Annotated in this window: 13 protein-coding genes; 12 read left to right on the forward strand and 1 reads right to left on the reverse strand. The window is 32.7% G+C overall.

What is annotated here, in order from left to right:
* The first annotated feature begins 33 nt into the window (after nt 1-33).
* The 3 genes from coaBC (at nt 34) to AA076_RS06035 (ending at nt 5,100) form a co-directional block, all read left to right on the forward strand.
* Nucleotides 34-1,233 (forward strand): bifunctional phosphopantothenoylcysteine decarboxylase/phosphopantothenate--cysteine ligase CoaBC, encoded by a 1,200-nt coding sequence (coaBC, locus tag AA076_RS06025; RefSeq protein WP_000722165.1) that lies wholly within the window; start codon nt 34-36, stop codon nt 1,231-1,233.
* Nucleotides 1,233-3,641, forward strand: a complete 2,409-nt coding sequence (gene priA / locus AA076_RS06030) for a primosomal protein N' (protein WP_000560841.1) — start codon at nt 1,233-1,235, stop codon at nt 3,639-3,641. The genes coaBC and priA overlap by 1 nt, the downstream gene beginning before the upstream one ends.
* Before the next feature lie 505 nt (nt 3,642-4,146).
* Nucleotides 4,147-5,100: a hypothetical protein gene (locus tag AA076_RS06035; protein WP_000751704.1), complete on the forward strand. Its 954-nt coding sequence runs from the start codon at nt 4,147-4,149 to the stop codon at nt 5,098-5,100.
* A gap of 162 nt (nt 5,101-5,262) precedes the next feature.
* Here AA076_RS06035 and AA076_RS06040 read toward each other — a convergent pair whose 3' ends face one another.
* The gene (locus tag AA076_RS06040) at nt 5,263-5,466 is read right to left on the reverse strand and encodes a TM2 domain-containing protein (protein ID WP_001198024.1); all 204 of its coding nucleotides are present in this window, start codon (nt 5,464-5,466) and stop codon (nt 5,263-5,265) included.
* A 298-nt stretch (nt 5,467-5,764) separates the two neighbouring features.
* On the opposite strand from AA076_RS06040, the gene AA076_RS06045 reads away from it, so the two are divergent.
* From AA076_RS06045 to AA076_RS06085, 9 genes are all read left to right on the forward strand, one after another.
* Entirely contained in the window at nt 5,765-6,253 is a 489-nt protein-coding gene (locus AA076_RS06045) for a peptide deformylase (protein ID WP_000985293.1), read from the forward strand.
* Nucleotides 6,246-7,181 (forward strand): methionyl-tRNA formyltransferase, encoded by a 936-nt coding sequence (gene fmt / locus AA076_RS06050; protein ID WP_000161299.1) that lies wholly within the window; start codon nt 6,246-6,248, stop codon nt 7,179-7,181. The genes AA076_RS06045 and fmt overlap by 8 nt, the downstream gene beginning before the upstream one ends.
* Complete coding sequence (gene rsmB, locus AA076_RS06055) at nt 7,178-8,485, forward strand: 16S rRNA (cytosine(967)-C(5))-methyltransferase RsmB (protein ID WP_000572227.1); 1,308 nt, start codon at nt 7,178-7,180, stop codon at nt 8,483-8,485. Before fmt ends, rsmB begins: the two co-directional genes overlap by 4 nt.
* Before the next feature lie 2 nt (nt 8,486-8,487).
* Nucleotides 8,488-9,582 carry a dual-specificity RNA methyltransferase RlmN gene (rlmN, locus tag AA076_RS06060; protein ID WP_000626897.1) on the forward strand — a complete coding sequence of 365 codons (1,095 nt, stop codon included), beginning with the start codon at nt 8,488-8,490 and terminating at the stop codon, nt 9,580-9,582.
* Nucleotides 9,583-9,588: 6 nt separating this feature from the next.
* Complete coding sequence (locus AA076_RS06065; RefSeq protein ID WP_000888494.1) at nt 9,589-10,332, forward strand: protein-serine/threonine phosphatase Stp1; 744 nt, start codon at nt 9,589-9,591, stop codon at nt 10,330-10,332.
* Entirely contained in the window at nt 10,329-12,323 is a 1,995-nt protein-coding gene (gene pknB / locus AA076_RS06070) for a serine/threonine protein kinase Stk1 (protein ID WP_000579564.1), read from the forward strand. Before AA076_RS06065 ends, pknB begins: the two co-directional genes overlap by 4 nt.
* A gap of 227 nt (nt 12,324-12,550) precedes the next feature.
* Nucleotides 12,551-13,426: a ribosome small subunit-dependent GTPase A gene (gene rsgA / locus AA076_RS06075; protein ID WP_000847933.1), complete on the forward strand. Its 876-nt coding sequence runs from the start codon at nt 12,551-12,553 to the stop codon at nt 13,424-13,426.
* Nucleotides 13,427-14,071: a ribulose-phosphate 3-epimerase gene (gene rpe, locus AA076_RS06080; protein WP_000164332.1), complete on the forward strand. Its 645-nt coding sequence runs from the start codon at nt 13,427-13,429 to the stop codon at nt 14,069-14,071.
* A gap of 6 nt (nt 14,072-14,077) precedes the next feature.
* Entirely contained in the window at nt 14,078-14,719 is a 642-nt protein-coding gene (locus tag AA076_RS06085) for a thiamine diphosphokinase (RefSeq protein ID WP_000547905.1), read from the forward strand.
* The last annotated feature ends 241 nt before the right edge of the window (nt 14,720-14,960 follow it).

Consider the following 14,960-nt stretch of genomic DNA (forward strand, 5'->3'; position numbering starts at 1 on the left):
AAATGTCATAGTGATATTTAAGGGAGATTGAATATGAAGAAAATATTATTAGCCGTTACAGGTGGCATTGCGGCATATAAAGCAATTGATTTGACAAGTAAGTTAACACAATCTGGGTATGAAGTTCGCGTTATGTTAACGAATCACGCACAAAAATTTGTGACACCATTAGCATTTCAAGCAATAAGTCGAAATGCTGTTTATACAGATACTTTTATAGAAGAAAATCCTTCAGAAATACAGCATATTGCATTAGGTGATTGGGCAGATGCAATCATTGTTGCACCTGCAACGGCAAATACAATTGCAAAATTGAGTGTAGGTATTGCTGATGATTTGGTGACATCAACGTTGCTAGCAACAGAGACACCGAAATTTATTGCGCCTGCTATGAATGTGCATATGTATGAAAATAAACGTACGCAGCAAAATATTAATATTTTAAAAGAAGATGGGTATCATTTTATCGAACCAGGAAGCGGATTTCTAGCATGTGGTTATGTTGCTAAAGGACGTATGGAAGAACCGCTTCAAATCGTTTCTGTAATTGATGCTCATTTTCAAAATAGTAATCGTTTAGCTAATAGTTCATTTCAAGATAAACGCGCATTGGTTACAGCAGGACCAACTATTGAAGTTATCGATCCAGTCAGATTTGTATCCAATCGTTCTTCTGGAAAAATGGGCTATGCAATAGCTGAAGCATTGCGAAATCGAGGAGCTATCGTGACGTTAGTTGCTGGTCCTACAACACTAGAGGATCCAAAAGATATTGAAGTTATTCATGTTCAAAGTGCTGAAGAAATGTTTGAACAAGTGACAAGCCGATTTGACGAACAAGATATTGTTGTAAAAGCAGCAGCCGTATCTGACTATACACCGGTTGATGTATTAGAACATAAGATGAAAAAGCAGGATGGTGATTTGTCAGTATCTTTTAAACGTACTAAAGACATTCTTAAATATTTAGGTGAACATAAAACATCACAGTATTTAATAGGCTTTGCAGCAGAGACTGAAGATATTGAAAATTATGCACAACAAAAATTACGCAAGAAAAATGCAGATGTGATTATTTCAAATAATGTTGGGGATATGTCTATCGGATTTAGTTCTGATGATAATGAATTGACAATGCATTTTAAAAATAATGAAAAAGTAAATATCAAGAAAGGAAAAAAAGTAGTATTAGCTGCACAAATTTTAGATGAACTAGAAACTAGGTGGCAATAATGATAGCGAAAGTCATAGTCGATGTCGCGTCGAAGAGCGTTGACTATAAATTTGATTATATAATTCCCGAACAACTCGAATCTGTCATCCAACCTGGTGTGCGTGTAATTGTACCTTTTGGACCAAGAACGATTCAAGGTTATGTAATGGAAGTAACAGCAGAACCTGATGCACAACTTGACGTTTCGAAGTTAAAAAAAATCATAGAAGTGAAAGATATACAACCAGAATTAACATCAGAATTAATAGCTTTAAGTGAGTGGATGGGTTCAACTCATGTCATTAAACGTATTTCTATGCTAGAAGTGATGCTTCCGAGTGCTATTAAAGCGAAGTATAAAAAAGCATTTAAGATGAAAGATGACATAGAGCTACCTTCAGCTTTATTACAAAAATTTGATAAGCATGGTTACTATTATTATAAAGATGCGCAAAAAAATAATGATATTCAATTGCTTATGAAGTTGTTAAAAGATGATATCGTTGAAGAAAAAACGATTCTCACACAAAATATAACTAAAAAAACCAAGCGTGCTGTTCGTGTCATTGAAGGGTATCATCCTGATGAAGTATTAGCTAAGTTGGAGAAAGTTATTAAACAATACGATTTGTATGCTTACTTGTCTGAAGAACAACATAAAACAATATTTTTAACTGATATTGAGGATATGGGCTTTTCAAAATCCAGTTTAGATGGACTTATCAAAAAAGGTTATGTTGAAAAATATGACGCGGTTGTTGAAAGAGACCCATTTAAAGATCGTGTTTTCGAACAAGAATCAAAACAGCAATTAACAGAAGACCAATATAAAGCATATGAAGCGATTAAAGCTAAAATTGTAAGCCAAGAGCAAGAAACATTTTTACTTCATGGTGTGACGGGATCAGGTAAAACAGAAGTATATTTACAAACGATAGAAGATGTTTTAAGCCAAGGAAAACAGGCGATGATGTTAGTTCCTGAAATCGCTCTAACACCGCAAATGGTTTTACGCTTCAAACGTCGATTTGGTGATGACGTTGCTGTATTACATTCTGGCTTATCTAATGGGGAACGTTATGATGAATGGCAAAAAATTAGGGATGGTCGTGCGAGAGTAAGTGTTGGTGCAAGGTCAAGTGTGTTCGCACCTTTCAAAAATTTAGGGTTAATCATCATTGATGAAGAACATGAATCTACATATAAACAAGAAGATTATCCGAGATATCACGCTAGAGAAATTGCCCAATGGCGAAGTGAATATCATCACTGTCCAGTCATTTTAGGAAGTGCAACACCATGTCTTGAAAGTTATGCACGAGCTGAAAAAGGCGTTTATCATTTGCTATCATTACCAAACAGAGTGAACCAACAAGCTTTACCTGAAATTGATATAGTAGACATGCGTGAAGAATTGAGTGAAGGTAATCGGTCAATGTTTTCAAAAGATTTACGTGAAGCCATACAATTAAGATTAGATCGACAGGAACAAGTTGTTTTATTTTTAAATCGACGTGGTTATGCATCGTTTATGTTATGTCGGGATTGTGGATATGTACCGCAATGTCCAAACTGTGATATTTCATTAACGTATCATAAAACGACAGACTTATTAAAATGTCACTATTGTGGTTACCAAGAGACGCCACCGAATCAATGTCCAAATTGTGAGAGTGAACACATTCGACAAGTAGGTACTGGTACTCAGAAAGTTGAAGAACTATTGCAACAAGAATTTGAAGATGCGCGCATAATTAGGATGGATGTAGATACAACCTCAAAGAAAGGTGCACATGAAAAGTTATTGACTGAATTCGAAAAAGGTAACGGTGACATTTTACTAGGTACTCAGATGATTGCGAAAGGATTAGATTATCCAAATATTACTTTAGTTGGTGTGCTGAATGCAGATACAATGTTAAATTTACCTGATTTTCGGGCGAGCGAACGTACTTATCAACTATTAACGCAAGTGGCTGGTAGAGCTGGTCGTCATGAAAAGGCAGGTCAAGTCATCATTCAAACGTATAATCCAGATCATTATTCAATATTGGATGTTCAAAAAAATGATTATTTAACATTTTATCGTCAGGAAATGGAATATCGTAAATTAGGAAAGTATCCACCGTATTATTATTTGATTAATTTCACAATCTCACATAAAGAAATGAAGAAGGTTATGGTAGCATCGCAGCATGTTCATAAAATTTTATTACAGCATTTAACAGAAAAAGCGCTTGTACTAGGTCCATCTCCGGCAGCACTTGCGAGAATCAACAATGAATTTAGATTCCAAATTTTAGTGAAATATAAAAGTGAACCTGGATTATTACAAGCCATTCAGTTTTTAGATGACTATTACCATGAAAAATTTATAAAAGAAAAATTAGCATTGAAGATTGATATTGATCCACAGATGATGATGTAACATTACTAATTATTAGAAACAAGTTCAGTATGTACGAGTATTTGAACCAGTGTTTGAATATTTACTTTAAGTACAGAAAAAGGGCAGAATATACAACTGTTAACTATTTAAATTAGCAGTTTATATTCTGTCTTTTTATATGGCTTTATAACTTACGTGATTTTGGTTTGATAAGGAATTTATTAGTATTTTCATTTACGAATTCTGATTTTAATGCAAGCGCCATACTTACTGATGAATAAAAGTACTAATGATTAAACAAACTATTTTTAAATGGCAAATTGAAATAGTGCGAATTTTAAACTTATAAATTAATGGCTATAAACTATTTTATATCTATCTATGTTTTAACTACTTAAATTATTAGACAAAACAATTTTCTTAAATTATCAATTAAAGTATTTAAAAATATTGATGGTTAATGTAAAATATCAATATAAATAAGTTTTTTAAATTTATGTATGTTTATTTGATTCAAACAAAATAACTTAAGAGGAGAAAGTTTATGAAAAAGACACTGGGATGTTTACTTTTAATTATGCTTTTAGTCGTAGCAGGTTGTTCTTTTGGTGGGAATCATAAATTATCATCAAAGAAATCAGAAGAATCAAAACAAGAAACTGTAAAAAAAGAATCGGAAGAAGAGAAAGATCCAGATTTAGAGAAATATGAAGAAATAGAGAAGAAAATGAAAGGAATTAAAGATGCGCCATCTCTTGATAAGTTGGATCCATTAATGACAGAAAAGTCGTTTACGAATAGTAAAGGGATTCAAGGATGGAAAGATTACAAAGAATTAATGGGTAAAGTGGAACTTGCAGATTATAGATTTACTAAAGATTCAAAAGGATCTTCAATAAAAGATGTTGATGCATTCTTTAAAGGTAAGAAAGGTATAAAAAGGAAAGTGATTGAAACACACGATGATGTAAAACAAGTTGATTATTGGTATGTAGATCCAGATGGAAAGAAAATTGGCAATTCAAACACACCTGTTTTTTACGCAGAAATTATGACAAAATATAAAGATGGAAAGTTAGTTTATGCATCAGTCGAACCAGGATCTTACGTAATACATAAAGATGATGCAATTAAATATGACGATTATTCTAAGTTAAAAAAATTAAGTCAGCTAACTAAACTTGATCATCCAAAACCAGTTCCATATAGCGTAGCTCAAATCAAATCTTTCGGAGTACCTTTAACAAGCGTTTCATTTATGACACATGGATCAAAGGATACTAAAGATGAAGTGTTGCCGGCATTGGCCTATTTCACTTTTTCACCAAAAAATTATGAAGACAAGTCTAATCCAGATCCAAAAGTTTTAAATTTAGTACATATGGATTTCTTAAATGCATCTAGTGATTTTGGTAACGCACATTTTGTTGTTTTAAGTAAATATATTAAAGAGTATGAATCAAACTATGAAACAGCGTCAGATGATTCTTTAAAATAGTATTTACTGTGTGAAAAATAAATAGTGTACTACATTAAATAATCGCAATAATAATCCCGATAAACAATCAGCATTACTGCTTATCACATAGAGTTCGTAATAACTATAACTCTATGATTCGCAAATAATAAATGATTGTCATCGGGATTTATTTTTATCAATTTATAAAGTGACATTACCTTGTTCATCAGCAGGTTTGAAAACAGTAATCACTGCACTAATAATTGCTAAAATGTGTGGGATACCTGTCCAACAGAATATTAAGTGTAGAATACCTTGCATATTCTTGCCGGCATAAAATTTATGAATACCAAAACTACCTAAGAACAATGCTAATAAAATATAAATAACTTTGTTTACTTGCATTTCTTTCCCTCCAGTTGAATTGCTTATAATGACATTAGCTTCTCTTTTTATTATACCCACTTTTAGTTCAAACATTCTAGTTTAAGCATTCCCAATCATCTAAATTTCAGTTATTCAATCCTTACAATAAATTTAGGATTACATTTCAGTTGCATTGTATTATTTTACGTGTGAAATATACGTAATGAATCACATGACAATCTTCAAATTGAAAAATATACATTCTATGATGTAAGGTCGCATTTTTAATATATTTACGTTATAATAGTTTGATGAATTTTATTGAGGAGTAAGAGTTATGGCGATTAAAAAGTTAGTACCAGCATCGCATCCTATTTTAACGAAAAAAGCGCAAGCAGTTAAAACATTTGATGATTCGTTAAAAAGATTATTACAAGATTTAGAAGATACAATGTATGCACAAGAAGCTGCTGGCTTATGTGCACCTCAAATTAATCAGTCATTGCAAGTGGCAATTATTGATATGGAAATGGAAGGATTATTACAACTTGTTAATCCGAAAATTATTAGTCAATCAAATGAAACAATAACAGACTTAGAAGGTTCAATTACATTGCCAGATGTTTACGGCGAAGTGACAAGAAGTAAAATGATAGTTGTCGAAAGTTATGACGTCAATGGGAACAAAGTTGAACTAACTGCACATGAAGATGTAGCAAGAATGATTTTGCATATTATAGATCAAATGAACGGTATCCCTTTTACAGAACGTGCGGACCGTATTTTAACAGATAAAGAAGTGGAGGCATATTTTATAAATGACTAAAATAATATTTATGGGTACACCAGACTTTTCAACAACTGTTTTAGAAATGCTTATTGCAGAACATGATGTCATTGCAGTCGTAACGCAACCAGATCGACCTGTTGGACGTAAACGTGTTATGACACCACCACCAGTTAAAAAAGTTGCAATGAAATATGATTTACCTGTATATCAACCTGAAAAATTAAGTGGATCAGAAGAATTAGAACAATTGCTTCAATTAGATGTAGATTTAATTGTAACTGCTGCTTTTGGACAATTATTACCTGAATCATTGTTGGCATTACCAAATCTTGGGGCAATTAATGTACATGCATCATTGTTACCGAAGTATAGAGGTGGTGCACCAATTCATCAGGCAATTATCGATGGTGAACAAGAAACCGGCATAACAATTATGTATATGGTTAAAAAATTAGATGCGGGTAATATTATTTCGCAACAAGCAATTAAAATAGAAGAAAATGATAATGTCGGTACGATGCATGATAAATTAAGTGTATTAGGGGCAGATTTATTAAAAGAAACTTTACCATCTATTATAGAGGGCACAAATGAAAGCGTACCTCAAGATGATACGCAAGCAACATTTGCTTCCAATATTCGACGCGAAGATGAGCGAATTAGCTGGAATAAACCAGGAAGACAAGTGTTTAATCAAATTCGTGGATTATCACCATGGCCAGTTGCTTATACAACTATGGATGACACTAACTTGAAAATATACGATGCTGAACTCGTTGAGACTAATAAGATAAACGAGCCTGGAACCATTATAGAAACGACTAAAAAAGCCATTATTGTTGCTACAAATGATAATGAAGCTGTTGCAATTAAAGATATGCAATTAGCTGGGAAAAAGAGAATGTTAGCTGCCAATTATTTAAGTGGTGCGCAAAACACACTAGTAGGGAAGAAACTTATATGATAGAAAACGTGAGAAGTCTTGCTTTTGACACGATTCAAGATATATTAAATGAAGGTGCGTATAGTAACTTGCGTATCAATGAAGTGTTGTCAGAAAATGAATTAAATGCAATGGATAAGGCTTTATTTACAGAAATTGTCTACGGAACCGTTAAAAGAAAATATACGTTAGATTTTTATTTAAAGCCTTTTGTGAAAACAAAGATTAAGGCATGGGTTAGGCAATTATTATGGATGAGTATTTATCAATATGTTTATTTAGATAAAGTTCCAAATCATGCCATTATTAATGAAGCAGTTGAAATAGCAAAAGAACGCGGTGGCTATCATAATGGTAATGTCGTAAATGGTATTTTACGTACAATGATGCGTAGTGACTTACCTGATTTTAATGAAATTGCAGATCCTAAAAAAAGAATGGCAATCGAGTATAGTATGCCGAAGTGGATTATAGATCATTGGGCAACACATTATGGTCTCGAAGAAACTGAAAAAATTTTACAGTCATTTTTAGAAACGACATCAACAACTGTGCGTGCCAACCTGACGCGAGCATCATTAGATGATATTATTGAAAAGTTGCAAGACGAAGGTTATGACGTTGAAAAAGATCATGACTTACCTTATTGTCTCCATATAGGAGGACAACCAATTATTCATTCTCGTTCATTTAAAGATGGATTCGTTTCAATTCAAGATAAAAGCTCAATGTTTGTTGCACACATTATGAATGTAGACCGACATGATCACGTATTAGATGCATGTAGTGCACCTGGCGGTAAAGCTTGTCACATTGCTGAAGTTTTAATGCCAGAAGGGCAAGTTGACGCTTCAGATATACATGATCACAAAATAGACTTAATTAATTTTAATATAAAAAAATTACGATTAACAAATATTAAAGCTTTTCAACATGATGCGACAAAACCTTATGATAAAACATACGATAAGATACTTGTTGATGCACCATGTAGCGGATTAGGTGTAATGAGACATAAGCCGGAGATTAAGTATACTCAAAGCAAACAACATATTGAGTCACTAGTTGAATTACAGCTTGAAATATTGGAAAATGTAAAAAACAATGTAAAAATAGGTGGAGAAATCATCTATTCAACATGTACAATTGAGCAACTAGAAAATGAAAACGTGATTTATACGTTTTTGAAAAATAATAAAAACTTCGAATTTGAACCGTTTCAACATCCGATAACTGGAGAGTTGGTCAAAACGTTACAAATCATGCCGCAAGACTTTAATTCAGATGGATTCTTTATCACTAAGATAAAAAGAAAGGACAATTAGGAATGATAACTGCTGAAAAGAAAAAGAAGAATAAATTTCTTCCAAATTTTGACAAGCAATCAATATATTCATTGCGATTTGACGAAATGCAAAACTGGCTCGTTGAACAAGGGCAACAAAAATTTCGAGCGAAACAGATTTTTGAATGGTTATATCAAAAAAGAGTAGATTCGATTGATGAAATGACGAACTTATCGAAAGACTTACGACAGCTTTTAAAAGATAACTTTACTGTTACAACTTTAACAACTGTAGTAAAACAAGAAAGTAAAGACGGTACAATTAAATTCTTATTTGAATTACAAGATGGCTATACAATTGAAACTGTTTTAATGAGACATGATTATGGAAATTCAGTATGTGTAACGACACAAGTAGGTTGTCGCATCGGATGTACGTTTTGTGCTTCTACACTTGGCGGCTTAAAAAGAAACCTTGAAGCTGGCGAAATTGTTTCACAAGTTTTAACAGTTCAAAAAGCCCTTGATGCTACAGAAGAGCGCGTATCTCAAATTGTCATAATGGGTATCGGTGAACCATTTGAAAATTATGATGAAATGATGGACTTTTTAAGAATCGTCAATGATGATAACAGTTTAAATATTGGTGCACGTCACATTACAGTATCAACATCAGGTATCATTCCTAGAATATATGACTTTGCGGATGAAGATATTCAAATTAATTTTGCTGTAAGCTTACACGCCGCAAAAGATGAAGTGCGATCACGCTTGATGCCAATTAACCGTGCATATAATGTTGAGAAGTTAATCGAAGCAATTCAATATTATCAAGAAAAAACAAATCGTCGTGTTACTTTTGAATATGGTCTGTTTGGTGGTGTGAATGACCAACTAGAACATGCAAGAGAATTAGCACATTTAATAAAAGGCTTAAACTGCCATGTTAACTTAATTCCTGTCAACCATGTTCCAGAAAGAAATTATGTGAAAACGGCTAAAAATGATATCTTTAAATTTGAAAAAGAATTAAAGAGACTAGGAATTAATGCCACAATACGTCGTGAACAAGGTTCGGATATTGACGCAGCTTGTGGTCAATTAAGAGCAAAGGAACGACAAGTAGAAACGAGGTAAAGACAAATGCTAGAGGCACAATTTTTTACTGATACTGGACAACATAGAGATAAGAATGAAGATGCGGGTGGTATTTTTTATAATCAAACTAATCAACAACTTTTAGTTCTGTGTGATGGTATGGGTGGCCATAAAGCAGGAGAAGTTGCAAGTAAATTTGTTACAGATGAGTTGAAATCCCGTTTTGAAGCGGAAAATCTTATAGAACAACATCAAGCTGAAAATTGGTTGCGTAATAATATAAAAGATATAAATTTTCAGTTATATCACTATGCACAAGAAAATGCAGAATATAAAGGTATGGGTACAACATGTGTTTGTGCACTTGTTTTTGAAAAATCAGTTGTGATAGCAAATGTCGGTGATTCTAGAGCCTATGTTATTAATAGTCGACAAATTGAACAAATTACTAGTGATCACTCATTTGTTAATCATCTTGTTTTAACGGGTCAAATTACGCCGGAAGAAGCATTTACACATCCACAACGTAATATTATTACGAAGGTGATGGGCACAGATAAACGTGTGAGTCCAGATTTGTTTATTAAGCGATTAAATTTTTATGATTATTTATTATTAAATTCAGATGGATTAACTGATTATGTTAAAGACAATGAAATTAAGCGTTTGTTAGTAAAAGAAGGTACAATAGAAGATCATGGTGATCAATTAATGCAATTGGCATTAGATAACCATTCGAAAGATAACGTTACTTTCATACTCGCGGCTATTGAAGGTGATAAAGTATGATAGGTAAAATAATAAATGAACGATATAAAATTGTAGATAAGCTTGGCGGCGGTGGCATGAGTACCGTTTATCTTGCTGAAGATACGATACTTAACATTAAAGTTGCAATTAAGGCGATTTTTATACCACCTAGAGAAAAAGAAGAAACATTAAAACGTTTTGAACGAGAAGTACATAACTCATCACAGCTATCACATCAAAATATAGTAAGTATGATCGATGTTGATGAAGAAGATGACTGTTACTACTTAGTAATGGAATATATCGAAGGTCCGACTTTGTCTGAGTATATTGAAAGTCATGGGCCATTAAGTGTTGACACAGCGATTAATTTTACGAATCAAATATTGGATGGCATTAAACATGCGCATGATATGCGTATTGTACATAGAGATATTAAGCCACAAAATATATTAATTGACAGCAATAAAACGTTGAAAATATTTGATTTTGGAATTGCTAAAGCTTTAAGTGAGACGTCTTTAACTCAGACTAATCATGTGTTAGGTACTGTGCAGTACTTTTCGCCAGAACAAGCAAAAGGTGAGGCAACGGATGAATGTACAGATATTTATTCTATAGGTATTGTGTTATATGAAATGCTTGTTGGTGAACCACCCTTTAATGGAGAAACTGCAGTTAGCATTGCGATTAAACATATTCAGGATTCTGTGCCAAATGTGACAACAGATGTACGTAAGGATATTCCGCAATCTTTAAGTAATGTCATTTTACGCGCTACAGAAAAAGACAAAGCGAATCGTTACAAAACAATTCAAGAAATGAAAGATGATTTGAGTAGTGTTTTACATGAAAATCGAGCGAATGAAGATGTCTATGAACTCGATAAAATGAAAACGATAGCGGTACCTTTGAAAAAAGAAGATCTAGCAAAGCATATTAGTGAACATAAGTCGAATCAACCTAAACGTGAAACGACGCAAGTACCTATTGTAAATGGGCCTGCTCATCATCAGCAATTCCAAAAGCCAGAAGGTACGGTGTACGAACCAAAACCTAAAAAGAAATCAACACGAAAGATTGTGCTCTTATCACTAATCTTTTCGTTGTTAATGATTGCACTTGTTTCTTTTGTGGCAATGGCAATGTTTGGTAATAAATACGAAGAGACACCTGATGTAATCGGGAAATCTGTAAAAGAAGCAGAGCAAATATTCAATAAAAACAACCTGAAATTGGGTAAAATTTCTAGAAGTTATAGTGATAAATATCCTGAAAATGAAATTATTAAGACAACTCCTAATACTGGTGAACGTGTTGAACGTGGTGACAGTGTTGATGTTGTTATATCAAAGGGCCCTGAAAAGGTTAAAATGCCAAATGTCATTGGTTTACCTAAGGAGGAAGCCTTGCAGAAATTAAAATCGTTAGGTCTTAAAGATGTTACGATTGAAAAAGTATATAATAATCAAGCGCCAAAAGGATACATTGCAAATCAAAGTGTAACCGCAAATACTGAAATCGCTATTCATGATTCTAATATTAAACTATATGAATCTTTAGGCATTAAGCAAGTTTATGTAGAAGACTTTGAACATAAATCCTTTAGCAAAGCTAAAAAAGCCTTAGAAGAAAAAGGGTTTAAAGTTGAAAGTAAGGAAGAGTATAGTGACGATATTGATGAGGGTGATGTGATTTCTCAATCTCCTAAAGGAAAATCAGTAGATGAGGGGTCAACGATTTCATTTGTTGTTTCTAAAGGTAAAAAAAGTGACTCATCAGATGTCAAAACGACAACTGAATCGGTAGATGTACCATACACTGGTAAAAATGATAAGTCACAAAAAGTTAAAGTTTATATTAAAGATAAAGATAATGACGGTTCAACTGAAAAAGGTAGTTTCGATATTACTAGTGATCAACGTATAGACATTCCTTTAAGAATTGAAAAAGGAAAAACAGCAAGTTATATTGTTAAAGTTGACGGTAAAACTGTAGCTGAAAAAGAAGTCAGCTATGATGATGTATAAATATAATTGAAGTAAATGTACCGAGGTTTCTATTTGGAAGTCTCGGTATTTTTATGTTGAGATTGCGGTAGTTTTAAAATGCTTCATGTCATCATATACAGGTGAGCATTGTCTATCAATTCTGTATCACTCTCACAATATTTATATCATTTGAAATGATCATTTATATATTAATTTTCCAGTCTTTGATATAATAAATGCAGTAAAATTAATCGAGAGGTGCCATTTTGAAGACAGGTCGAATAGTGAAATCAATTAGTGGGGTATATCAAGTAGACGTTAATGGCGAACGTTTCAATACAAAACCACGAGGATTATTTAGAAAGAAAAAATTTTCACCGGTAGTTGGTGATATAGTGGAATTTGAAGTTCAAAACATTAACGAAGGTTATATTCATCAAGTGTTTGAGCGGGAAAATGAGTTGAAAAGACCACCTGTAAGTAATATAGATACACTAGTAATTGTAATGAGTGCTGTCGAGCCAAATTTTTCAACGCAATTATTAGATCGATTTTTAGTTATTGCACATTCGTATCAGTTAAATGCGAGAATTTTGGTGACTAAAAAAGATAAAACACCAATTGAAAAGCAGTTCGAAATAAATGAGTTGTTGAAAATATATGAAAATATTGGCTATGAGACTGAATTTATTGGAAATGATGATGATCGAAAAAAAATTGTAGAAGCTTGGCCAGCTGGACTTATAGTACTTAGTGGTCAATCAGGTGTCGGTAAGTCCACTTTCTTAAATCATTATCGTCCAGAACTTAATCTTGAGACAAATGATATATCAAAATCATTAAATCGAGGAAAGCATACTACAAGACATGTCGAACTATTCGAACGTCAAAACGGTTATATTGCAGACACACCTGGATTCAGTGCTTTAGATTTTGATCATATAGATAAAGATGAAATAAAAGATTATTTTCTTGAATTAAATCGATATGGTGAAACATGTAAGTTTAGGAATTGTAATCATATCAAAGAACCTAATTGTAATGTTAAGCATCAATTAGAGATAGGGAATATTGCGCAATTTAGATACGACCATTATTTACAACTATTTAATGAAATTTCAAATAGAAAGGTTAGATATTAAATGACAAAACTATATCCATCATTATTATCTGTTGATTTTTTGGATTTACAACATGAATTAAAACGACTTGAAGAAGCAGGCGTCGACGGAGTTCATTTTGATGTTATGGATGGTCAATTTGTGCCTAATATATCTATTGGTTTACCAATATTAGATGCAGTAAGAAAAGGCACAACATTACCTATAGACGTACATTTGATGATTGAAAATCCAGAAAAGTATATTGCATCATTTGCAGAACATGGTGCCGATATGATTTCAATTCATGTCGAATCAACGCCTCATATTCATCGTGCTATTCAAATGATTAAACATTTAGATAAAAAAGCTGGTGTAGTAATTAATCCTGGTACACCAATATCACAAATTGAACCTATTTTAGACATTGTTGATTATGTACTAGTGATGACAGTTAACCCAGGGTTTGGTGGTCAATCATTTATTGATCAATGCGTAGAAAAAATAGCGGGTCTTAATGCTATTAAAATGGAACGTCAATTAAACTTTGATATTGAAGTTGATGGAGGCGTAAATACCGATACAGCGAAAGTTTGTGTTGAAAATGGTGCTACAATGCTAGTAACAGGTTCATTTTTCTTTAAACAAGAGGATTATAAAAAAGTCACACAAGCATTGAAAGGTTGAGTGTATATGCATATAAATTTATTATGTTCTGATCGACACTTGCCGCAAGATATTTGGGCCAAAAGTAATGAAGGTAAATGGGGCGGCGTTGATAGAGGTGCTTTGATTTTATTGAAGCATCAAATTATCCCTTTTTTCTCAGTGGGAGACTTTGATTCAGTCAGTAAAGAAGAACGCCAACTTCTAACAGAACAGTTACAAATCAAACCAGTTCAAGCTGAAAAAGCTGATACGGATTTAGCTTTAGCGGTTGATAAAGCTGTTGCACTTGGATTTGATAGTATTACAATTTATGGTGCAACAGGCGGACGATTAGATCACTTTTTTGGGGCAATTCAGTTATTATTGAAAAAAGCATATTATAAACATGATGTTCATATAGAAGTTATCGATCAACAAAATAAAATTGAATTATTGCCTAAAGGTCAACATACAGTTGAAAAAGATAAGAGTTATCCGTACATTTCATTTATACCGATGACTGATGATGTAGAACTTTCTCTAGCAGGTTTTAAATATAATTTAGCTAGACAAATGCTTAATATAGGTTCTACTTTAACTATTTCAAATGAAATTGAGTCTTTGCAAGCGAAAGTAACTGTACATGATGGGTTGATTTTGCAAATTAGAAGTACAGATTTAAATTAAGTATATTCAAATTTGTGAGGATTTTTAATAAAGTGCATGAGTTATTTAATAAAGTGACGTTTATAGATAGAATTTATAACATAATAATAGATGAATCACGCTGTAATTAATGAAGATTATGGCGTGATTTATTATTGAAAGGAAAATTGTAGGTCCTAGTACATTGATTTATGTGCCAAAATCGATATTGAACCCATAAGTCCAATTTGACAGAGAACCATTATTAAACGTATTAACCAAA

Origin of the sequence: Staphylococcus aureus, from assembly GCF_001027105.1 — a bacterium.
Taxonomy (GTDB): Bacteria; Bacillota; Bacilli; order Staphylococcales; family Staphylococcaceae; genus Staphylococcus; species Staphylococcus aureus.